Source organism: Streptococcus sp. 9903, from assembly GCF_013276625.1.
Lineage (GTDB): Bacteria > Bacillota > Bacilli > Lactobacillales > Streptococcaceae > Streptococcus.
In genome coordinates this window covers 24,685-47,189 of the sequence record NZ_VMLI01000006.1, presented here as the reverse complement: position 1 = coordinate 47,189, position 22,505 = coordinate 24,685, and the positions used below count along the sequence as shown (strand labels likewise).

Annotated in this window: 22 protein-coding genes and 1 pseudogene; all 23 read right to left on the bottom strand. The window is 39.5% G+C overall.

Going from position 1 to position 22,505, the window contains the following annotated elements; translation table 11 throughout:
* Window positions 1-5: 5 nt before the first annotated feature.
* Window positions 6-845, bottom strand: a complete 840-nt coding sequence (locus tag HT696_RS03390) for a PRD domain-containing protein (RefSeq protein ID WP_173283320.1) — start codon at window positions 843-845, stop codon at window positions 6-8.
* A 289-nt stretch (window positions 846-1,134) separates the two neighbouring features.
* Complete coding sequence (locus HT696_RS03385) at window positions 1,135-3,813, bottom strand: DEAD/DEAH box helicase family protein (protein ID WP_173283319.1); 2,679 nt, start codon at window positions 3,811-3,813, stop codon at window positions 1,135-1,137.
* A 102-nt stretch (window positions 3,814-3,915) separates the two neighbouring features.
* Window positions 3,916-4,059, bottom strand: coding sequence for a hypothetical protein (locus HT696_RS03380; protein WP_162499158.1), 144 nt, complete (start codon window positions 4,057-4,059; stop codon window positions 3,916-3,918).
* A 38-nt stretch (window positions 4,060-4,097) separates the two neighbouring features.
* Window positions 4,098-4,853 carry a DUF3883 domain-containing protein gene (locus tag HT696_RS03375; RefSeq protein WP_173253114.1) on the bottom strand — a complete coding sequence of 252 codons (756 nt, stop codon included), beginning with the start codon at window positions 4,851-4,853 and terminating at the stop codon, window positions 4,098-4,100.
* 79 nt (window positions 4,854-4,932) lie between these two features.
* Complete coding sequence (locus HT696_RS03370; protein ID WP_173253102.1) at window positions 4,933-7,584, bottom strand: valine--tRNA ligase; 2,652 nt, start codon at window positions 7,582-7,584, stop codon at window positions 4,933-4,935.
* 122 nt (window positions 7,585-7,706) lie between these two features.
* Complete coding sequence (locus HT696_RS03365) at window positions 7,707-8,708, bottom strand: virulence RhuM family protein (protein ID WP_173253101.1); 1,002 nt, start codon at window positions 8,706-8,708, stop codon at window positions 7,707-7,709.
* A gap of 31 nt (window positions 8,709-8,739) precedes the next feature.
* Window positions 8,740-9,981, bottom strand: a pseudogene (locus HT696_RS03360) (hypothetical protein).
* 302 nt (window positions 9,982-10,283) lie between these two features.
* Window positions 10,284-11,516 (bottom strand): beta-carotene 15,15'-monooxygenase, encoded by a 1,233-nt coding sequence (locus HT696_RS03355; RefSeq protein ID WP_112445099.1) that lies wholly within the window; start codon window positions 11,514-11,516, stop codon window positions 10,284-10,286.
* Between the two features lie 5 nt (window positions 11,517-11,521).
* Entirely contained in the window at window positions 11,522-11,677 is a 156-nt protein-coding gene (locus tag HT696_RS03350; protein WP_004237269.1) for a hypothetical protein, read from the bottom strand.
* A gap of 30 nt (window positions 11,678-11,707) precedes the next feature.
* On the bottom strand, window positions 11,708-11,905 hold the full coding sequence (locus HT696_RS03345; RefSeq protein ID WP_007284866.1) for a hypothetical protein: 198 nt from the start codon (window positions 11,903-11,905) through the stop codon (window positions 11,708-11,710).
* A gap of 296 nt (window positions 11,906-12,201) precedes the next feature.
* Window positions 12,202-12,780: an AAA family ATPase gene (locus HT696_RS03340; protein ID WP_173219817.1), complete on the bottom strand. Its 579-nt coding sequence runs from the start codon at window positions 12,778-12,780 to the stop codon at window positions 12,202-12,204.
* A complete protein-coding gene (locus HT696_RS03335) occupies window positions 12,780-13,340 on the bottom strand; it encodes a GNAT family protein (protein ID WP_173219814.1) in 561 nt (186 codons plus the stop codon). Before HT696_RS03335 ends, HT696_RS03340 begins: the two co-directional genes overlap by 1 nt.
* A gap of 280 nt (window positions 13,341-13,620) precedes the next feature.
* Entirely contained in the window at window positions 13,621-14,016 is a 396-nt protein-coding gene (locus HT696_RS03330) for a helix-hairpin-helix domain-containing protein (protein ID WP_084864475.1), read from the bottom strand.
* Between the two features lie 95 nt (window positions 14,017-14,111).
* Window positions 14,112-14,366 (bottom strand): DUF1912 family protein, encoded by a 255-nt coding sequence (locus HT696_RS03325; RefSeq protein WP_000119707.1) that lies wholly within the window; start codon window positions 14,364-14,366, stop codon window positions 14,112-14,114.
* Window positions 14,367-14,375: 9 nt separating this feature from the next.
* Window positions 14,376-15,710 (bottom strand): DUF438 domain-containing protein, encoded by a 1,335-nt coding sequence (locus HT696_RS03320; protein WP_173219811.1) that lies wholly within the window; start codon window positions 15,708-15,710, stop codon window positions 14,376-14,378.
* Window positions 15,710-15,943 (bottom strand): DUF1858 domain-containing protein, encoded by a 234-nt coding sequence (locus HT696_RS03315; RefSeq protein ID WP_000368734.1) that lies wholly within the window; start codon window positions 15,941-15,943, stop codon window positions 15,710-15,712. Before HT696_RS03315 ends, HT696_RS03320 begins: the two co-directional genes overlap by 1 nt.
* Window positions 15,944-16,208: 265 nt before the next feature.
* Window positions 16,209-16,391 carry a hypothetical protein gene (locus HT696_RS03310; protein WP_049524272.1) on the bottom strand — a complete coding sequence of 61 codons (183 nt, stop codon included), beginning with the start codon at window positions 16,389-16,391 and terminating at the stop codon, window positions 16,209-16,211.
* Between the two features lies 1 nt (window position 16,392).
* Window positions 16,393-17,172, bottom strand: coding sequence for a hypothetical protein (locus HT696_RS03305; protein ID WP_164226407.1), 780 nt, complete (start codon window positions 17,170-17,172; stop codon window positions 16,393-16,395).
* 169 nt (window positions 17,173-17,341) lie between these two features.
* The gene (gene rbfA, locus HT696_RS03300) at window positions 17,342-17,692 is read right to left on the bottom strand and encodes a 30S ribosome-binding factor RbfA (RefSeq protein WP_173219809.1); all 351 of its coding nucleotides are present in this window, start codon (window positions 17,690-17,692) and stop codon (window positions 17,342-17,344) included.
* Between the two features lie 165 nt (window positions 17,693-17,857).
* Window positions 17,858-20,743 (bottom strand): translation initiation factor IF-2, encoded by a 2,886-nt coding sequence (gene infB / locus HT696_RS03295; protein WP_173282609.1) that lies wholly within the window; start codon window positions 20,741-20,743, stop codon window positions 17,858-17,860.
* Between the two features lie 16 nt (window positions 20,744-20,759).
* The gene (locus HT696_RS03290) at window positions 20,760-21,059 is read right to left on the bottom strand and encodes a YlxQ-related RNA-binding protein (protein WP_173282608.1); all 300 of its coding nucleotides are present in this window, start codon (window positions 21,057-21,059) and stop codon (window positions 20,760-20,762) included.
* Window positions 21,052-21,345, bottom strand: a complete 294-nt coding sequence (locus tag HT696_RS03285; RefSeq protein ID WP_061087611.1) for a YlxR family protein — start codon at window positions 21,343-21,345, stop codon at window positions 21,052-21,054. Before HT696_RS03285 ends, HT696_RS03290 begins: the two co-directional genes overlap by 8 nt.
* Before the next feature lie 21 nt (window positions 21,346-21,366).
* Entirely contained in the window at window positions 21,367-22,503 is a 1,137-nt protein-coding gene (gene nusA, locus HT696_RS03280) for a transcription termination factor NusA (protein WP_061087610.1), read from the bottom strand.
* Window positions 22,504-22,505: the final 2 nt, after the last annotated feature.

Sequence of the window (22,505 nt, the reverse complement as noted above, 5' to 3'; positions counted from 1 at the left end):
TTCTATTAATCTAAATTTTTTGTTAAGCGACGAATATGAGCCATCAAATAAACTAATTCACTAGAAGTCAGCAAATAATTGTATTCAGTTTGTATAAACATTGCCACCTGTTCACCACATTCATATTCTCTAGGATATTTATTTTTCATTAATGCTAACAAGTCTTCATCATCATCGTCACAATAAGTTGTATTTTCAACCAAGCGATGGGCAAATAATTTTATATGAGTTATGAATCTATAATAATCAATAGAATCTTGGTTAAACTCAGTACAATAGAAATCTTGAATGATTTTCTCAATTCCCATAATTATTTCAGTGATTTTATACGACTCTTGAAAATTATTTTCTAAATTAGCATTAACAAAATGTAGCGCTATGAATGCAGCTTCATCAATTGGAAGTTCAATACCTAACTCTTTTTTTATTATTTGTAAAGCCCTTTTCCCAAGTTCAAATTCTTCTTTATAATATTTCGAGATTTCCCAGCGTAGGGGATTTGAAATAATAACTCCTTCTTTAAAACGTTCTATACTCGAAGAAATATGATCCGTTAGATTTATATAGATAATCTCATCAAAATTATTACCCAATGTTATTTTACCTAGATTAATTATTTTTTCGGTGATGTACACCAACTCCAAAGGAACGTTAATAAACATCTCTGTAAAACGGGTCATATTATCTCTATTTTTGAGAAAAAAACTTTTCTCAATATCAATTGGATTTACTTTATCTCCAATTTTTCTTCCAAAAGCTATTCCCCTTCCAAAAAGAAGAATATCGATATCTTTTTTACTTTGCGCAATTACAGCATTGTGGTTTAGTATTCGTTTTATGATCATAAAATTTCCCTTTTAAAATAAAAGGAACCTACTTAAAAACATCAAGAAACTTCTTCCGATGTGATTAAATAGGTTCCTGCACACTTGTATTAGTGATAACATCCTTTTATTTCAATTTTTAATGGTGACATGAAGCTTAAATAATTAATAACTCTGTAACCATTTTCATTTTAAGATATTTCAATCTATTTGTCAAGTACTTGTAGAAATTTTTTTATTTTGTGTGATTCGAATGTGATAATGGCAACAGTCTCACTAAAGAAATGAAAATCATACATAAAAATTTTCTCTATCGTAAACCTGCCACTAGTTCAGAAGCTATACTAGCTGATTCCAAACGTAATATGGTCTTTTCATCTACCTTCCCTAATAATGGCATTGCACCATACCAAACAATGGTCTTGTTTACCAAAAGAATAGGCGTGACTATTTTTGATTGAGTAAAAGATACTTTAATTTTCTGGCTCTTCAACTGGTCTAGCCATGCTTTATTTGCAACCGTCTCTGGTATACATATCTCAATTTGACTAATCCTAAATTCTTTTAGAAAATTCATCAGTTTTGTCTGGTGCACATAAGGTAAAATAAGCATACATTCCTGTCTTTCCCCTGCCAAGTCCTCTCTCAACACCTTCTCATATCTACTATCAACATAAACGAATTGTTTCTCCTCACCCTCGATGACACGATAATCCATCTTTCGATAAGCTACTTGTCGTTTCTGAAACATCTTTTCTAAATAAGGAACATGAATATCCACATAATCGAAAATCCGTACCAAAGACTTATTCTTGTAGTTTCTATGAATCCGACCTGCATATTGAATCAAATTATTTTTCCAAGAAAAGGGCGCTGCCAAGATAAGCGTGTCTAGCTGAGGCAAGTCAAAACCTTCGCCAATGTATTTTCCAGTAGACAACAATACAAAACCTTTATCTAGCTGTTCTAATATCTCCAGTAAACTTGTTCTCTCTCGGACTTTAGTTTTTCCGTTAATAATATAACAGTCATCAACCTCTTTCTCTTTCAATAATTTTTCAAAGACATCTATCTGCTGAATTCGATTGACTAAAACCAAGATATTCCGCCCTTCTGCCACTTGGGCTAGAATATCCTTGAGAATCAGCTGATTCCTCGCTGAGTCTATAGCAATCCAATCACTAAGCTGTATAAAATTACTTGCCTTAGTCTTTTCAATTTCCAGATGACCAAAAGAAGTAAATCTTAATTGCAATTGCCGTTTAAAAGATGTCTCCCTCTTACCAGCAGTATGGAGTATCTCACCAATTCTCTGAAAAACGATAGGCTCATGACCATTCTTACGCTCAGGCGTAGCCGTCAAACCGTAAAGATACTTCCCTCTAAACTGTGCAACAACTTTTTCAAACATCAAGGCAGAGACATGATGACACTCATCCACAATCATCATCTCATACTCATCCAAAAGACTTTGACTATTTTCCAACTTAAATAGAGATTGGATCATAACGACATCAACCAGTTTACTCAGCCATTTCTTAGTCCCACCGTACTGCCCAACATAGCCGATTACCTTTTCACGACCTGATGCCGTATAACGGATAGCCTCCTCCTCTTCGAAAGTCAAAAAGCAGTTTAAGCGATCTAACCATTGGTCTAAGAGTTGCTTATTATGGACTAGAATAATTGTTTTTGTTTTCCGTTCAGAGATAAGAGCAGCACCTAAAACGGTCTTCCCAAAACCAGTCTCCGCATGAAGTAAACCATTTTCTTTAGAAGTCATATCTGACAGGGCTAACTCTTGGTCCAAAGTGAGTTCTCCCTTAAATTCCACGCTAATAGACCTTTGTACCTTTCTCCTATCTTCCACAGATACCTGCTTAAATTTATCTTGCAATGGATACAGCAAACCTCTTGGTAACCATAAATAATGTTCGGATTCTCCAAATAAATACATTCGCTCAGGAATTTGATAGGTTGGCTGTCGCATAGCCTGTTTTAAATAAAATTCGGGATTAGAAAATGAAGCCATATTTTTCAAGAAAAAAAGTGTCTTGGGTGTCACAGACGATTTTTCAAGTTGGATCATATTGGATAAGATGACCTTCAACTCCTTATCCAATTCTTGCTTCCCTAACTCCTCTTGGATTAACAGTGCCACTTTAGCAGTTGAAACCCTCTGAATTTCTTGTAAATACCTCCATTGGTCTTCATAAGGCTGAAACTGTTCATCCACAAAGACCGTTCGCCCTTGATGATAAGCTTCTCCTTGAAAAGGCAAGGCAATCAAATTACCAAATCCCCCCTTAGGAAGAACATCCTGATTTGGAAACATGCGATCAAAAGAATCAAAGGACAGTTGCATACTTTCCTGCATAGCCAATTCTAATAGTTTCTTTCCAAACAAGCGAGCTTCTCGACTCGGAATCGCTTCCTCAAAGAAGAACCAAATATGGAGTCCGTGACCCGAACGAGAAATCTCTAAATGGGCTTCCATCTGGCGTTCCCTGGCTATTCTTCGAATGGCTAAACCGGCTTCTTTCCAATCACTTTCATCCAAATCCAGTACCAAAAAATAACAGCTATCATCTAAGTGCATAGGAAAGATACCGATAGCTGTCTCCCCACGAAAATGAGATTTCAAAACGGAATCCGTTAATGTCTGGAAACTCCGTTTTTCAGGCGGCAACTGCTTCCAACCATAATCATAGGATGGAAAATACTGAATTTTCCCTTGATCATTGATAAAACTCTTAGCATAAACATCATAACGGCCAGCAAACACAGAGGTAAACAATTGTAATTTTTCTTGCGTCGTCAAGTGACTACTTTGAAGTTGGAACATCTCCTCGAACTGAGAGCGTTCCATCACAAACTGACTCTTGTCTTTAAGACGTTTACACAAGAAAAACTCACTATCCCCATTAAAAGAAGAAAAGACATCAAGTACTTCTACCACAATTCCATCCAAAGACACAAAAACAGCCATAAGAGTCACCTCCTTGATTCCTATAGGCTGATTATAACAAGAATAGCTGAAATTGTACACGAAAATAAAATCCCTTACTTGTTACAATAGTTTTGAAAACTTTTATTTCTTTGCTACCCAGCCGATAGCATCACTTGGGGGATTCTCGATATCAATCCAGATAAATTCAATACCGATTTCCCCATTTTTAAACTTGGTTAAACGAATACCGTTGATTTCCAGTTCATTGAGTCGTTGACCTGTCAAGGTTTCTATCTTCTTCAACTAGTAAAATTAAGGGGGAACTAATACAAATCTTCTAAGCTTCTGTATTCAATAATTTCATTTTTGATAATATTCTTTTTAAACTCAAAATGTTTTAAAGGATTATCAACTAATACTAACTTTGGAATATCATCTAGGTTTGTGACCAAGGATAAAATAAAATCCGATTGAAACTCTTTGGCTTTTTCGAATTCTTTCGCAGTCAAACGCACACGCCCCTTAGATTTTCGGATACCTTTTACTTCGGCAAGGTAAGAATGCTCTTGAACATCTACTTGGAAATCATATCCATCACCATAAAGACGGGCATCGGTTAACTGTCCACCTTGGAATTTTTCTTCTTTATCAAAATGAAGGATAAAATAATTCTCTGCCTCCATTCCCGTTTCCTGTAGACGTTTGAATTTGGTTCGAATGATTGGTTTTTCAATGGTAGTAATGCCTGTTCGCTTTCCTTCACTGGCAAGTAGCATTTTAACGATTTCAGCATAACTATGAACATCTTCATTTCCAAACATCATATCAATTAAATCTTTACGAAAACGGTAAACTTCAGCTTTCTGCCACCAACCTTTTCGATTATTTTCAAAATAAGGATCAAATAAATCCATTCTATTTTTTACAACTCCAGTTGTTTCAGCAACTCCCAGAGAAACCACGTAGCGATAAAACTCCGACTTGCTAGAACATTGAAATTCTTTTATAAAAAGCTTGTCAAACTTAGCAAGACCGTAGCCAATTAAATTTAACAATTCATAATGAGGGTGTTTGGACATCACTTTCTCCATCAATAGATATTGATTTCATTATACCAAAAAACACGGCTCATCACCGTGTTTCTGTGTTTATTTAGCTTTATTCCACCAATTTCTTCATCTCATCAATACGTGCGACGGTCGCGGCGTATTTAGCTTGGTAGTCAGCTTGTTTGTCGCGTTCTTTCTGGACGACTTCTGGTTTGGCATTAGCTACGAAGCGTTCGTTAGAGAGCTTCTTGCCTACCATGTCCAGTTCTTTTTGCCATTTAGCCAGTTCCTTGTCGAGACGAGCCAGTTCTTCTTCGACATTGAGGAGGTCTGCTAGTGGCAAGTAGATTTCTGATCCTGTGATAACGCTTGACATAGCAAGTTCAGGTGCAGGGATGGTTGATGCAATTTCCAAGTGTTCTGGATTTGTGAATCGTTTGATGTAGTTGACATTGCTGTTAAAGAAGGCTTCCAAGTCACTATCGCTTGTCTTAACAAGGATGGTGATTGGCTTGCTTGGAGCTACATTTACTTCTGCACGCGCATTACGAACAGCACGGATCAAGTCCTTGAGGCTTTCTACACCTGTGTGAGCCGCAAGGTCTTCAAAGGCTGGGTTGACAGTTGGGTATTCTGCTGTAACGATAGAGCCTTCTGAGATTTGTCCAAAGATCTCCTCTGTCACAAATGGCATGATTGGGTGAAGGAGGCGAAGGATCTTGTCCAAAGTGTAAAGGAGAACAGAGCGTGTGATGACTTTCTCTTCTTCATTATCACTATAAAGGACTTCCTTGGTCAACTCAACATACCAGTCCGCAAACTCATCCCAGATAAAGTTGTAGAGGATGTGTCCAGCCACACCAAACTCAAACTTATCAAAGTTTTCAGTGACTTTGCCGATCGTTTCATTGAGGTTGTGGAGAATCCAGCGATCTGTGACATTTCCAGCTTCCTTGTTGGCAACTTTTTCCACATTGGCAGTTGCTTGCTCAAGGGTCAAGCCTTCATTGTTCATGAGGATATAGCGAGAGATGTTCCAGATTTTGTTAATGAAGTTCCATGAAGCATCCATTTTCTCGTAAGAGAAGCGCACGTCTTGACCTGGTGCAGAGCCGTTTGAAAGGAACCAACGAAGGGCATCGGCACCGTATTTCTCGATGACATCCATCGGGTCAATCCCGTTACCGAGAGATTTAGACATCTTACGTCCTTGCTCGTCACGGATAAGACCGTGGATAAGAACGTTTTGGAATGGCTGACGGTCAGTGAATTCCAAGGATTGGAAGATCATGCGAGACACCCAGAAGAAGATGATGTCGTAACCTGTTACCAAGGTTGAAGTTGGGAAGTAGCGTTTGAAGTCTTCTGAGTCGACATCAGGCCAGCCCATGGTTGAGAATGGCCAGAGAGCAGAACTGAACCAAGTATCCAAGACGTCTTCGTCTTGAGTCCATCCGTCACCTTCTGGAGCTTCTTCACCGACGTACATTTCACCCTCAGCATTGTACCAAGCAGGGATTTGGTGCCCCCACCAGAGCTGACGAGAGATAACCCAGTCGTGGACATTTTCCATCCATTGAAGGAAGGTATCGTTGAAACGAGGTGGGTAGAATTCAACTTTGTCCTCTGTGTCTTGGTTGGCAATAGCATTTTTCGCCAATTGATCCATCTTGACGAACCACTGCGTAGACAAGCGTGGTTCAACCACAACACCTGTACGCTCTGAGTGTCCAACACTGTGGACACGTTTTTCGATTTTAACGAGGGCACCGATTTCTTCCAGCTTGGCAACGACTGCCTTACGAGCTTCAAAACGGTCCATGCCTGCAAATTCAAAGGCCAAGTCATTCATAGTTCCGTCATCGTTCATGACGTTAACTTGTGGCAAGTTGTGTCGTTGACCAACCAAGAAGTCGTTTGGATCATGGGCAGGTGTGATTTTCACGACACCAGTACCAAACTCAGGATCAGCATGCTCATCCCCAACGATTGGAATCAATTTATTAGCGATTGGAAGGATGACGTTTTTTCCAATCAAGTCCTTGTAGCGTGGGTCTTCTGGATTGACCGCAACGGCAACGTCCCCAAACATGGTCTCAGGACGAGTTGTTGCCACTTCAAGGGCGCGTGAACCATCTTCCAGCATGTAGTTCATGTGATAGAAGGCACCTTCGACATCCTTGTGGATAACTTCAATATCAGAAAGGGCTGTGCGTGCAGCTGGGTCCCAGTTGATGATGAATTCACCACGATAGATCCAACCTTTCTTGTAAAGGTCCACAAAGACCTTGCGAACAGCTTTTGACAAACCTTCGTCAAGAGTGAAACGCTCGCGTGAATAGTCTACAGAGAGCCCCATCTTGCCCCATTGTTCCTTGATAGTAGTAGCATATTCGTCTTTCCATTCCCAAACCTTCGTCAAGAAAGATTCACGACCGAGGTCATAACGCGTAATACCCTCACCACGCAAGCGCTCCTCAACCTTAGCCTGAGTCGCAATACCAGCGTGGTCCATACCTGGAAGCCAAAGTGTATCAAAACCTTGCATGCGTTTTTGACGGATGATAATATCCTGCAAAGTCGTATCCCAAGCGTGACCAAGGTGAAGCTTACCAGTTACGTTTGGTGGTGGAATGACGATTGAATAAGGCTTAGCCTTTTGATCTCCAGAAGGCTTGAAAACATCGGCATCAAGCCATTTTTGGTAACGACCAGCCTCAACCTCGGCTGGATTGTATTTAGGTGAAAGTTCTTTAGACATGTGTTTGTCCTTTCTAGCTAATATCTTTAAATAAAATTAGTATGTAGAAGATAGGCTTTGATTCAACTCATCTTGTTTTTCTCATTATCTTCTATAAGCAAATAAACGGTGAAAATTTTACATTAACTTTCTCTCATTATCTTCATAATATGTTTATCAAAGTCTGATATAATTTTTTGAGTTCGGTTAAATTTTTCATACTCCTGAATGGCTTTTGAGTCTGCTTGTTTCTTGGAAATACTTCCTTTTCCTTCTAAAATTTCGTACTCATTAAAAGATAGAAAACGATTAATACTATCTGCCAATCCTCGCATTGTAAACGTATTACGGCGCTCAATCAAACCCTCGATATAATCAAAATAGGCTGTAACAGTTCGCTCTAGTTGTCGAATTTCTTTTTCTTGCAGATAGTTTTTAGCAACCGTTACATCTGATTTGAGTACTCGTCCATCAGGTGCATTCTTCCAAGTAGTTAATCCCATTTTTTCTTTACTTGCATCGGCTTGCTGATAGATAATTTCTGCAGCCGTACTTCCAGTAATTGCATAATGAAATTTATTTTGCACCATAGCATAGAAATTTTTAGTAATATCTGAGTTTCGATCATAATCTATGGCACATTCAGCAAAGATATCCGTAATTTGTTGATAGATTCGGCGCTCGCTAGAACGAATAGAGCGAATTCGTTCTAAAAGTTCACGGAAATAATCTTGTCCGAAAACTGTCTGTCCTTGTTTCAAACGTTCATCATCTAAAACAAAACCTTTGATGATAAATTCTTTCAAGGTCTTAGTTGCCCAAATTCTAAATTGAGTAGCCTTACTGGAATTTACTCGATAACCAACTGAAATGATAGCATCCAGATTGTAATATTCAAGTTCACGCCGGACAGTTCTATTGCCCTCTTGTTGAACCTGTGCAAATTTTGCACAAGTTGACACCTTATCCAACTCATCACTATCATAAATGTTTTTTAAGTGCTTTGTAATGACACTTCGTTCAACTCCAAAGAGCTCTGCAAGACCTTTTTGAGTCAACCAAAGATTTTCATCTTGTAAAAGGATATCTAGCTGAACGTCGCCATTTGGTGTAGTATACAGGATGAAATTAGAAATTTCATTCAAGACAATTTCACCTCCCCCCTTCCATAAACAATTACTTCTCTTTCTTAAACTTTATGCCGTTTTCTTTCAGCTTTTTAACGGTTACGGGACCAATTCCCTTCAAAGCGAGAACTTCTTTTTCAGTCCATTTTTTGAAATCTGAATACCTACGAATCCCATTTTCAACAAAGATGTGAACAAGATCCATCCGAATCCCCTTCATTTTTTCCTCATTCATAAAGGAATGACAATCGGATACCTCGGATAAATTTTTTATCATACTAGAATGATTCGAAAATACTGGTTTACGGCGGAATTTTTGGGCTTCGTTTGTTAAAAATTTCGTTAAAATAATATTTTCTAGTAAATAATCAAACAGAGGATACAAACTAGCTTGTAACGATTCAACTGAATTTGGATAATAGCATTCTTGGTCTTCTATATCTATAACTTTGAATTGCCAATCTTCCTCTATAAAGAATTCAACAGCTTCATCATTGATTTCCACTAATTTTGCAAATAACTGACTGGCTTCCTCAATTTTTCCTTGAGAAAAAGCAGAGATGATGGCATGAATAAGAATGGTATCGTCCCGTTTCCCTTTATTCAATTCTTCACGATAGAAGCGCTCAACCTTTAGTTCCTGACCAGTGATATGATACAAGGAAAGCATACAGAAGACAAAATTAGGAGGAAAACGTTCTGGTCGCTTACTCAAATATAGGTCAATCAATTTCATAGCCTTAGAATTGAAGTTCTCCATCATATAATACTCAATCAGAAACATCAGAGCAGACAGGATAGGGCGTGCTTCAAAATAATTCCAACTATTGTAGCCATTCATTTTCCATTTTTCTAAAACTAGAATTTCAAAATCCAATACTTTTTTAAAGGTTGACAAATCAAAGTCTTCAACCTCTGATAAGAATAGGTGAAAGTCAGCAGCAAAATAATCTGGATTGATCTTTAAAACTTGTTTTAACAGTTCATTTCGCTTCTGTGTATTTGGAGTATGCATAGCTTCTCTAAATAAAGCATGGTCCTGATTCTAATCAAAAATCCTATTTTTCAGTTGGTAATTGATTAGCTGAACATCTGGATACTCTCCATGTTCATCAGCATATTGCATCACTGCTGTATGCAGTTCATCGAAATTTTGAATAGTCCGACGTTCTACAAAAGTTGGATTTTTGGCCATGATTTCTGTCCAAGCAGCCTCTTCTTCAGAAATAACTTTGATATCCAACTTTTGCTGGCGTTTTAATTCTTTTTTTCTATTTTTCTTTTTAGCCATCTATTTTCTCCTCTAACTCATTCTTCAATATATCAAACTCTACCTCTGCTGTATTGGATATTCTTACGACCTCGGATACAGGCTTGAACGGGAATCTAAGCTTCTTTGTGATTCATTTGCTTTGAAGGTTGTACCCCAAGCCTGACCAAGGTAGAGTTTTTCCAGTTACATTTGGTGGTCGGAATCACGAATGAAAAAGGTTGAGACTTTTGAACTTCTTGAGTCTTGAGAACATCTTCATGAAGTTGTTTTGTTAACGACCAACCTAAACATAGGATGGAGTGTATTTAGGTGAAAGTTATTTAGACATTATTTTTTCTCCTTTTATGAATATTTCTTTTATATCTACGATTTATTAATATACTATGCATATTGTCACGATACACGTAATATCCATTATAGGTGTTTAAATAGAAATATTGTAATAACCAAATTATAATCTTCCCAATAACTAATGATAATATGAAACAAACGAAAATAATTATAGTTGAGGCAAATAATTCAGACATCCAATCAGCTTCGGGAGTTATAAATTCGACCAATTTCTTCTTAATCTTTAAACCCCAAATAATTTCGGTTAACTTTGGAATAATACTCAACATTAATAGAGTAAGAAAACCATATAGTTGAGTTCGATAGAGGTGTCTATCCATTTTCTCAGTTCTTATTGGTTTTTTCTTATGTTTTTTTGTATCGAATTGAGAATTTATTTCTCCAATTAGACTAGGAATTAAAATTGGCAAAAACCATGTTAAAGCATTTATTAATTCATTTTCAACTTGATTAAATACTGCTAACAGTAATATACAGATTGAACCAATTAACCATGATGCTATTACTTCTTTGGTATCTTTTGCACCATGTCTAATTAGATTATAAATCATCCACCAGCATATTAAATAAAGTGCAATAAGTGAACTGAACATAAGAATGTCAGTTATTAAATCAGAATGAAAATCAATAACATTAGAAATAAAGTAATAAATATAGATATAATACCATAAAAACGAAATAATAAGCATCGTGGCATATACATTCCACAGTGTCTTTCCCTTTACGATATCTATTTTATTAACTTTTTGAAATATCTTGATTGATCCTACAGTTTTTATAACAGATAATACAAATGGTAATATTAAAAGTATTACAATGATAATCCAGTTATTTATGTGATTTTTACTTATGCCATAATTAATAAAAAAATATTGAGATAAGTTGATTAAAGTTGATTCAACTAGATTTAGGTTATAAAGAATGTAAGTCAAGATTCCGCAAAATATTCCATCCCATGCGTTCATAAAAGCTAAAGATTTAGTACTTTTAGTAAGAAAAACTCTAAACTTATTAAATCGATTTTTATAGTTAAACACATATATTAGTATCAAGGCAAATTGTAAAATTATAACTAATTTAAAATCGGTAAGACAGAATATAATTAGAGATATTATTGGAAAATACGTTAGCGCATACATAAGTATTTTCCAAGTTTGAGCAAAAAGATTCTTCAATCTATTGTCAGTATTAAAATAATACATTAATTTCAATCTTTGCCTCCTAAATCTAATCTAAAGGTTGGTAAATCAAAATCTTCAACCTCTGATAAGAATGGGTGAAAATCAGCAGCAAAATAATCTGGATTGATCTTTAAAACTTGTTTTAACAGTTCATTTCGCTTCTGTGTATTTGGAGTATGCATAGCTTCTCTAAATAAAGCATGGTCCTGATTCTAATCAAAAATCCTATTTTTCAGTTGGTAATTGATTAGCTGAACATCTGGATACTCTCCATGTTCATCAGCATATTGCATCACTGTTGTATGTAGTTCATCGAAATTTTGAATGGTCCGACGTTCTACAAAAGTTGGTTTTTTAGCCAGTAGTTCTGTCCAGACAACCTCTTCTTCAGAAACGACTTTGATATCCAACTTTTGCTGGCGATTTAATTCTTTTTTCTATTTTTCTTTTTAGCCATCTATTTTCTCCTCTAACTCATTCTTCAATAAATCAAACTCTACCTCTGCTGTATTGGATATTCTTACGACCTCGGATACAGGCTTAAATGGGAAATCCCAGTTTCTTTGTGATTCGTTTACTTTGAAGGGTGTACTCCAAGCGCGATTAAGGTAGAGTTTTCAAGTTACATTTGGTGGTAGGAATCACGAACGAAAAAGATTGAGACTTTTGAACTTCTTGAGTCTTGAGAACGTCTTCATGAAGTTGTTTAGATATGTGTGTGTCCTTTCTCTATTTTGTTCATTTTATTTTGAATTTGCTTAGCAGCTTCTTCTGCAGACAAATTCGTATTATTTATTTTAAAGTAGTGGTGTAGCTCATTCGGTTGATGTTGGGAATTTAATTGAAGTGTTTCAGTGGTTTCTAAAATTTCTCTTTCAGATACCTCAATATGTCGTTTTAAGGGTTTGTGCTTTAATCGATTCTCCGTTCGATTTCGATGTAAGCGCTCCTCAAGACTTGTTTCCAACTCCACAAACAGAATCTCTTGATGATAGTCATTCAACAAATCCTGAATTTGCTTTAAATACATCAGCTGGTACTGATTTGAAAAATCAATTACGTCAGTTAAAATTACTGATCGCTGATTTCTTGCACTTGCTCCAAGGAAAGAAAAGGTGATTCCACGAACAAATTCCCACATTTCCTCTGTAAAGTCCTGATAGATTTCTAGTGCAAAATCGATGGCTTGATGGTTATAAAAGAGGGTAGCATCTGTCAGTCGAGATAATTCTTGACCAATGGTCATTTTTCCTGATGCTGGAGCACCAATGATGAAAAGATGCATCAAATTACCTCCCACTCACTCCTCAGCAAGCCATATCTCAAATCATCACAGCGATTGCCTTGGGCATCTTTGCGGTCTCGGATGCGAGCTTCCAGAGTAAAGCCAAGTTTCTCTGCGACTCGTTGACTTTGGGTATTGTAACCAAAGCAAGAAAGTTCAATCTTGTGAAGACCTAGTTCTCTAAAAGCTATGTCAATCAAGGCACGCGCTGCTTCTGGCACATAACCTCGTCCCCAATAGTCTGGGGGCAAGGTGTAGCCAATCTCCAGTACATCGTCTTCGTGCCGATGGTTGAAATCAACAGAGCCGATGACTTTATCGGTTCCTTTGACGACAATTCCGTAGCCAGCTGGGAGATTTTCCTTTTGATTGCGCTCGGGAAGGATATGCTCCAGATAATAGATTTCATCTTCCAAGGTCTTGACGGGCGGAAAGCCCGCTGGGTAAGCGACCTCCGGCAAACTAGCGTAGGTATGGATACCCTCAGCATCTGCCACTGTACGAACTCGTAGGACGAGTCGTTCGGTTTCTAAGCGTTCTGGTAATTCAGCTCTTGTCATCCTTCTTCCTCGCTTTCTACAAAAAAATCGTCCCTGCCATCTACATGACAGGGACGAATGTATTTATCCGCGGTACCACCCAATTTCGGGCAGTTGCCCGCAACTCTCGTCTTTAAAACAAAAAGACACTTTTATTTCAATTTTTCATCCATTAGCAACCAGTTTTGACACATTTGTGGACTTCTCAGCTCCGCCACTTTCTGTAAAATGTGGGATTCAAAACACCTCTAATGGCTCTATTGTAGCAAGATTTTAACGGAAATGCAAGGAACAAGAAAAATTACTTGAACTTGATACCATTTTCTTTCAATTTCTTGATGGTAGCTGGGCCGATTCCTTTCAAGGCAAGAAGTTCTTTTTCAGTCCAATTTTTGAAATCTGAAGCAGATTTGATGCCTTCATCATAGAAAGTTTTGGCACGATCAAGTGGAAGTCCACCCAAGTTTGCTGCAAAATCTTCTACAGAATTGGCTACTTTTTGAGCTTGCTCTTTGGTAGCTTCTACTGCTTGTTCAACTTTTTTAGAAACAGCCTTACCAGCTTGGCTTGCTGACTGTTCTGCACGTTTCACGACTTTTTTTGTCTCTTCTACAACCTTAGTCACAGCACTTGAAAAGGCACCTGCACGACGGAGGCTATTTCGTAATTGTTTTTTACGATTGAGTTTCTTTGACATGATAAAATCCTTTCAATAAAAAACCCCTGCTCTGACAAGGATTTAATATAAATATTCTATCAAGATTTTAGTAAAAAATCAAGAACCTTTCTCGTTTAATAATTCCGCTCACCAAATAAGCCTTCTGGCAAATCATGAAATCCCTTGCCTGCTTTGAAGTTTTCAAACTTACCAAGCAAGAACTGATAAGCATCCAAGCGGCTCTCATAACGAATCATGGCATCTTTGGCACGCTCGTCCTGGTCTTCTTCGTAAACTTTTTGACTTTCCTTGTGCGCCATGTCGTTAATCATGATTTGGGTATTGACCCAAGCTTCAAATTCCTTCATAAATTCTTGTTCGTAACTCATTTTTTCTCCTTATTCTAATCCACGGAAATAGTCCGTATCAATCTCACGGTAGGGCTGAATATCCTGAACATACTCCAACACACCTTGGAATTCTCCCTCTTCATCGTGCACTGCTGCGTAGGTGATGTGGACAAACTTACCTCGCGACTCAGACTTGAACCACATTTCATACTTATCCTTGGTCCCCTCACGAAGTCCCTTCATGATAGTCTTGACCTTGTCCAAGTACTTAGGCGGATGGCAGAGTTCGACATTGCGCCCAACTTGAGACGGTGTCCGTTTGAAAATCATCTCATCAGCTGGCGTATTGTCATTGTAATACTGGAAAATATCGTCTTTATTGACAAAGGTAATCTCCATGGGGAGGTGATTGAGGATGAGATTTGCCTGCTCGACCGATAGATAGCCATTCCCAAAAGCCTGTTGACTATGACGATCCAGCACTGCTTCCTTTTCCTTAGGTGTAAAGGTGATAGTAAACTGACCCTCTGGCGTATCGATAACTTGGTGAACTTGGCCTTCTGTCGTATCTAGTTGTACGGGCTCCTCTGCACTCTTTTCCTCGACAAAACTCTGGCGTTCTGGCACCCATTTCTCAGATGGACGGATGATGGCATAACCATAGGCATCGCTCTCCTCCGCAATCTGAAGCCAGTCATCCTGAGTAAAGGACTCAAGGAGAATCATAAGGAGGATGGACTCTTCCTTGAAAATCATACTTTCAAACTCTGTCGCAAAGGCTTCAAAAGATTCTTTTACGCTGCTAATTGACACTTCTGGTAGTGACTTGGCTGTCGCTAAAGCTGTTTGAAAGAGTTCCCTGATCTGATCATCCACTCCCCACATAACTTTTGGGGGTGAATCGTGTCCATAGCGCTCCATGATAGGAAAGAAGAGTTCTTCTTTACGTTGGTAATGGATGTCAAATTGCCCCACAAGTCCCATCTGACGCACCAAACCCTTACGCATCTCCGCAAGCATTTCTTCATCTTCCATAGACTCATAGGTATCTAACAGTCTCCGAATGCGAATCAAGGCAGCACGGAGGGCCAGATTTTCTTCCTTAAAGATCCGAACTGGGTGGCCAGGATGCTCGGTATCCTCTACTTCGACACCCTTAACAGCATTTTTAAAAAGATTGGCATGGACATCACAGAGTTCCATGACATCTTCAAATGTGACACCTGAGTCTGAGTTCATCAGTTCGTGCTCCATGAGGGAAATCTCAATGGCTGAAACACCTGTAAAGGTCGCATCAAAACGCTCCTGAACCGACTCAGGAGAGGCACCATTGTGCAATTCTAACAAAATATCCCGTAGGACATGAATCCGTTCATCTGCCATTAGTCTAACCCAATCACTTCGTAGCCGTTTGCTTCCAGCGTACGGACAATCTTGTCCATAGGAGTTCCTTCAAGCTTAGAACCCTGTTTGAGTGATACTTTACGACCGATAGTATTACGCATCAAGGGATTAGCAAGAGGTTTGAAACCCAGCTCTACTAGGATTTCCAAGACTTCTGGATGCTTATCCACCACTTCTGCAACGGGAATTGACACATCGATGATATTGTCCATGACGACCTCCACTGAATGTTCTAAAATGATTTTACTGCTTTTATTATACCACAAGGAAAGAGATTAAAAAACTAGCAGTGGAGTTCCTGCTAGTTCTCTGCGACTTGAATTACGGACTAAATAAGTTTAAAGAGCCAATCCAATAGTTTAAATAATAGCTTGTAAAACAGCAATTGGACTGCAAAAGAGATGATCATCCAAAAGAATTTCACAATTCCAATAATCTGTTTAATAAAAAGAATGGCAAGAAGTCCCCAGAAAAATTTCATTCTCTCTCCTCTGGCTTGATGAGCCACCGAGCCGTATCCATTAACTTGTCTGCAATAAAAAGTTTCCCTAGACCGACAACGGCGTGGTCATCTTTCTTTATCGTCTTCATTACTTTTACACCTTGCACGGTCAAAAAGTAATTCCCATAAGTTTTAGCTAGAATTTTTATGAGTCCCATATTACTCTCCTTCGATGATTTCAGCCTCTTTTCGGATTGTTTCAACATCTTCTTGATATTGAACTTCACTATAGTTGACTAGCTTGGATAATTCTTTCTGCAAGCTTTCACCCATCGGTTTCATAGTTGCAAAGGTTAAACCACCTGAAATGATACCTCCCAAGATAGGAATAAATTTCCCCATTCCTTTGGCCAGCCCTCCCTTGGTCAGATTCACACCAAATATTTTTAAGACTTTTTTCAAAATAGGGTACCAAAGCGTCTTTGTTAAGGCTTTATTAGGCACTGTTTTCATTACCTGTTTGGCAATTGTTATACCACCAGCACGTAGCAAGGCAGCGGTTCCATTTACCCCCAACATGACGCCTAGATAAAGCAAGAGGGTATTTTGAGCATCTTCACTCAACTCCTCGCGTGAAGCCCAAAGATCCTCATATCCATAAATATAACCTAGTTCTTGAGCTAATTTTAAAGAAAAAGCATAAAATTGAGCTACATCCGCTGGTATAGTGATTGCCATGGCAAGTCCACCTGGTAATCCTGCCAAAACAGAGGTTCCACTCGCCAATAAAACATTATCCCTAATGCAGACATTAGCCACTCTATCTAAGGTTTCTTGAGATAAGAGAGACGTTGGACCTTGTTCTAATAAGGTAGGAATGTCCTGTGGATCCAATTCTTTGGAAAACTTATCCACTAAAAATTTCGAACGATCAACCTTAACAACAGGTAGTTTCACCACTTGTTGCAATACTTGCATAGCCAACTCTTGTTCAGCCATATACAAACTCCTTATTTCTTTTTTACACTTTATCATATCATATTTCCTAAAAAAAAAGCATTTTCTGATTAGCTAACATTTAAAAATACAGACCCCCTTTTTAAAAGAATATTTTTCCATTTCAAATTCCACCTACTTTCTCCACCAAAAAAGAGGGTTGCCCCTCTTCTTAGTTCTTATCCAGATTGCGTAGCATCTCGTCAATTTTGTTTCCATACTCGATGGACTCGTCTTTGACGAAGGTCAAATCTGGGATTTTGTACAATTTCAAATTGCGACCAAGTTCACGTTTGATAGTACCAGTTGCTTTTTCAAGCCCGATTTTGGCTTTTTGGTTATCTGAAGCAAGGTTACTCAAAATGGTGTAGTAAACCTTGGCAACAGACAAGTCACCCAGCATCTGGACATCTGTGATGGTCACACCTTGGACACGCGGATCACGGACTTTCTTTTGCAAAATCTCATTGACTTCACGCTTGATTTCCATGCCCACACGATCCGTACGGAAATGATTTGCCATGATATTCCTTTCTCTACTTTGAACCAAAAGCTAGGCCAGCAGACCTAGCTATTTCTATTAGATAGAGGAACTAGAGCCATTTGAATCTAGGAAACAAGCCTTAGATAGAACTGAAGTTCATCAAGGCGCTGTTGACGACGAGTCAAATGAGCTATCGTTTCTCTATTATCTCTTGATTTCTTCCATGACATACGCCTCAATCACATCATCCATCTTGATATCATTGTAGCCGTCAATCATCAATCCACCTTCACGACCGTTTGTAACTTCTTTGACGTCGTCTTTGTAGTGTTTCAAGCTTGCGAGTTCGCCATCATAGATAACGACACCATCACGGATAACACGGACTTTAGAGTCACGGGTAACCTTACCGTTGATAACCATGAATCCACCGATAGTTCCCACTTTAGACACCTTGAAGGTTTCACGGATAACTGCTTCACCGATAACTTTTTCTTCGAATTCTGGATCAAGCATCCCTTTCATAGCTTCTTCCATCTCTTCGATAACCTTGTAGATAATGCTGTGGAGACGGATTTCCACATCGTCAGCTTCAGCCTGTTGACGAGCTTGTGGTGTCGGGCGTACGTTGAAACCAACGATAAAGGCATTTGAAGCTTCGGCAAGGGTCACATCTGATTCGTTGATAGCACCGACCGCAGAGTGAACGATGGTAACTTTGACACCTTCCACGTCGATCTTTTGAAGTGAGGCAGAAAGGGCTTCAACAGAACCTTGTACGTCGGCCTTGATGATAACGTTAACTGACTTGAGTTCACCAGCTTTAAGGGTATCAAAGAGGTTTTCAAGGCTGACACGTTGGGTAGCTTGACGTTGTTTCATGAGGGCACGTTTGGCACGCTCTTCACCTGCTGCACGCGCAGATTTTTCATCTTCGTAAACTGCAAAGTGGTCACCTGCCATTGGCGCTTCGTTCAAACCTGTGATTGAAACTGGTGTTGATGGACCTGCTACCTTAACACGACGACCAAGGTCGTTGGTCATAGCACGGACACGACCGAAGGTATTTCCGACAACGATAGGGTCTTGGACATTCAAGGTACCTTGTTGAACAAGAAGGGTTGCGACCGCACCTTTTCCTTTATCCAGGCGAGCTTCGATAACTGTACCGATCGCACGAACTGTTGGGTCTGCCTTGAGTTCTTGGATTTCAGCCACAAGAAGGACTGTTTCCAACAATTCTTCGATGTTTTGGTTGAATTTAGCTGAGATTTCAACAAATTCAGAATCTCCGCCCCAAGCAGTTGACATAACTCCATGCTCTGCCAATTCACCAATAACACGTTCTGGGTTGGCACCTGGTTTATCAATCTTGTTGATAGCTACGATAATTGGAACGTTGGCTGCTTTTGAGTGGTTGATGGCTTCGATAGTCTGTGGCATAACCCCGTCATCTGCCGCTACAACCAAGATGGTAATATCGGTAACAGATGCACCACGCGCACGCATTGATGTAAAGGCCGCGTGTCCAGGTGTATCAAGGAAGGTAATCTTCTTGCCATTTTCCACAATTTGGTAGGCACCGATATGTTGAGTGATACCACCTGCTTCACCTGTCGCAACACGAGAGTTACGAAGGGTATCTAGGAGAGTTGTTTTACCGTGGTCAACGTGTCCCATGATAGTTACAACTGGTGGACGCTCAACCAATTCATCTTCATTGAGATAACCATCCTCGACAAAGAAACGTTCGATATCGGCATTATCCACTTCAACCTTTTGTTTGGCTTCGATACCGTAATCCACCATGAGGAGTTCAATTGTTTCCCCATCCAAGGATTGGTTCTGTGTGGCCATGACACCCATCATGAAAAGTTTCTTAACGATTTCAGCTGGTTCACGTTTGATACGTTTTGCGATTTCCGCAACGGTCATACCATCTGTATACTCAAATTCTGTTGGCAATTCATGGAATTTACGCTCTGTAACAGGTTTTGGAGTCTGATTACGGTTGTTCTTGTTATTGCCTTTTTTGTTCTTTTTGTTGTTATTCCAGTTACTATTCTTTTGATTTCTCACTTGATTTTGACTACTTCGATTCTTTTGTTGTTTTCTAGGACCATCTTCTTCGTGATCATAATCGTCACGATTTTTGTCTGGTCGAGCTTGTTTTTTACGACGTGTATCCACTGCAGGTTCTTTTTTCTCAGGGACGACTTCAACCACTGCTTGAACTTGCTGTGCTTGCTGCGCTTGTTCAGCTAACTTAGCCGCTTCTTCAAAGATTTCCTCTGGTTCCTTGCGTTTGTTAGCTTGAGCCAAGGCTTCTTTAGCAGCCTGATACTGCTTGAAGCGTTCCTCACTTGAACGTGCATATTCTGCATTTTGCTCTGCTTTGAGGGCTGCTGCACGGGCTTTAAAGTCAACACGTGGAGCCGCTTGATTTGGACGTTTGTCCTCTTGTTGACGGCGATCGTTTCCACGATTTTGCTGACCTTGCTGTTTCTTCGCTTGGTCATTAAAGCGACGATTGTCGCGGTTGCCTTGACCTTGTTTCCCACCATTACGACCGTCGTTTTTCTGACGGTTTCCGTTTTGTTGTTGGTCACGGTTATTGCCCTTATTTTGCTTGCGTCGTTCTGCCTGCTCTTTGGCACGTGCTTCACGCTCAGCCTTGAAATTACGACTTTGCGGTTTAGCCGCTACTTTTTCTGTTTTCGGAGCGACTGGCTCAGCTGGTTTTGCCTCTTCCTTAGCTACAGCTGGTTTAGCTGGCTCAGATTTTTCGGCTTTCTTTTCTGCACTTACTTTTGGTGCTGCAGGTTTTACCTCTTCCTTGGCTACAGCTGGTTTAGCTGGCTCAGATTTCTCGGCTTTCTTTTCTGCACTTGCTTTTGGTGCTACAGGTTTTGCTTCTGATTTCGGAACAGCTGCAGACTTAAAGCTGGCAGCGATTTTTGCAGCGACAGCTTCTTCCACACTTGATGAGTGGCTTTTCACATCCAAGCCCAACTCTTTTGCACGCGCTACAACTTCTTTACTTTCTTTTCCAAGTTCTTTTGCGATTTCGTACAATCTTTTCTTAGACAAATCATGTCCTCCTCTTCTATTCCATAAGAGACCTCATTTTCTTTGTAAATCCAGCATCTGTTACAGCCAAAACCTTTCTCGATTTTCCGACTGCTATGCTTAATTCCAGTGTTGAAAACACGGTTACAATTTCTACTTGATAATAATGACTTTTATCTTGAATCCTCTTGGTCAGATTGGGTCCAGCATCATGGGCTAGAAAGACCAACTTGGCCTTGCCGTCTTGAATGGCCTTGACCACCAATTCTTCACCCGATATAATCCGCCCTGCTCGCTGAGCAAGTCCCAAGAGATTACTTATCTTTTGCTTATTCAAGTCCTAACTCTCTTCTTTTCACTTTGTGATCCACATAAGCGATCAACTCGTCATAAAAGCTTTCATCCACTTCCATGCTAAAGCTGCGGTTAAAGACCTTCTTCTTTTTCGCCTCTAGGGCTTCTTTATTGTCTAGCTTGATATAAGCGCCACGGCCATTGGCCTTGCCTGTCGGATCGATAAAAACTTGTCCTTCCTTGTTCTTGACAATGCGGAGTAAATCCCGCTTATCAATCACTTCATTGGACACAACAGACTTGCGCAAAGGGATTTTTCTCGTTTTCATCTTTCCCTCCTCTAGCAGCTTTTATTCTTCTACAGTATCGTTTTCTGCTTCCAACTCTACTGAAGCAGCTTCTTCCATGGCTTCAAATTCGCTAGCAGACTTGATATCGATACGGTAACCAGTCAAGTGAGCCGCCAAGCGAACGTTTTGCCCACGACGACCGATAGCAAGAGAAAGCTTGTTATCTGGAACAACCACCAAGGCACGTTTGCTGTCGTTTTCATCAAATATAACTTGGTCAACCTCAGCAGGAGCAATGGCATTGTAGATAAATTCAGCTGGATCTGCTACCCACTCGATAACGTCGATGTTTTCTTCGATTGGCACCATACGGTCATTTTTAGCATCGTAACGAGCTGGGTGGAATTTGCTAGTAATCTTCTTGATATTCGCTCCACCACGTCCAACGATTGTACCGATAGCATCCACGTTTGGATTGTGGCTACGAACGGCAACCTTAGTACGGTCACCAGCTTCACGGGCCACGCTCATGATTTCAACAGTTCCATCATAAACTTCTGGAATTTCTTGCTCCATCAAGCGTTTGATCATTTCTGGATGGCTACGGCTAACAAAGACGTTGACACCGCGAGGGTTGTCTTCAACCTTGTAGACATAAACTTCGATACGATCATGAGAAGCAAAAACTTCTCCAGGAATTTGGTCTTGTTTTGACAATTGGGCTTCGATGCTACCAAGGTTGACATAGATAAAGCGGTTGTCAAAGCGTTCTACAGTACCAGACATGATTTCTTGCTCATGCTCTTTGTAAGTGTTATAGGTGATGGCACGTGTTTGCTTGCGCATTTTTTCCATGATGGTTTGTTTAGCAGATTGGGCTGCTACACGACCAAACTCAGCAGGTGCTTCTTCAAACTTGATTTTGTCACCAAGTTCATAGGCTGAATTAATGGCAAGAGCATCTTTCAAGCTGATTTCCAAACGGCTATCAAATACTTCATCAACTACTTCACGGACAGTATAAACGGTAAAGTCACCTGTTTTTTCGTTGAAGTCAATGGCTACGCTGTCTGATTGACCATAGCGTCTGCGATAAGCGGAACGAAGCGACTCTACTACTGCGTCGATGATGTCTTCTTTTTTGATTCCCTTGTCTTCTTCCAAAATGCGGAAGGCCTCTAGCATTTCTTTACTCATGT